The organism is Pseudomonas tremae, from assembly GCF_001401155.1.
GTDB lineage: Bacteria > Pseudomonadota > Gammaproteobacteria > Pseudomonadales > Pseudomonadaceae > Aquipseudomonas > Aquipseudomonas tremae.
Genome location: NZ_LJRO01000170.1, coordinates 1 through 573, shown reverse-complemented (window position 1 = coordinate 573; position 573 = coordinate 1). Strand labels below are relative to the sequence as shown.

At 60.4% G+C, this 573-nt stretch carries 1 pseudogene; it reads left to right on the top strand.

What is annotated here, in order from left to right:
- Positions 1 to 487 (top strand): annotated as a pseudogene (locus ALO43_RS12145) (DNA repair protein RecN); the annotation flags it as partial.
- Between the last annotated feature and the right edge of the window lie 86 nt (positions 488 to 573).

Here is a 573-nt window from a genome sequence, read left to right as displayed (position 1 = left end):
CCTTAAAGCCAATGCCAGCGTAGAACCGTCGCCTCACGGCCTTGAGCAGGTAGAGCTACTGGTCAGCGCCAACCCCGGCCAACCACTGAAAGCGCTGGCGAAAGTCGCGTCGGGTGGCGAGCTGTCGCGCATCAGCCTTGCGATTCAGGTCATTACTGCACAAACCTCGCGGGTGCCGACGCTGGTATTCGACGAAGTCGATGTGGGCATTGGCGGGCCGACCGCCGAGATCGTGGGGCAATTGCTGCGTCGTCTGGGCGAGCGCGGGCAAGTCATGACCGTCACCCACCTGCCGCAGGTTGCCGCGCAGGGCCATCAGCATCTGTTTGTGCACAAGGTCCGCGACAACGACGCCACGCGTACGGCGGTTTCCAAACTCAGCAAGACCGAGCGCATAGAAGAAGTGGCCAGAATGCTGGGGGGTATTGACCTGACCAAGGAATCTCTGGCGCACGCCAAAAAGATGGTCGTTACCGCTAAAAGCTGAACCGCAGAAAGCACAAAGGCGACCCGGGGTCGCCTTTGGTGCTGGTTTTTACGCCGTCTGGCTTACGCCTTCTTGTTGCGGACGTA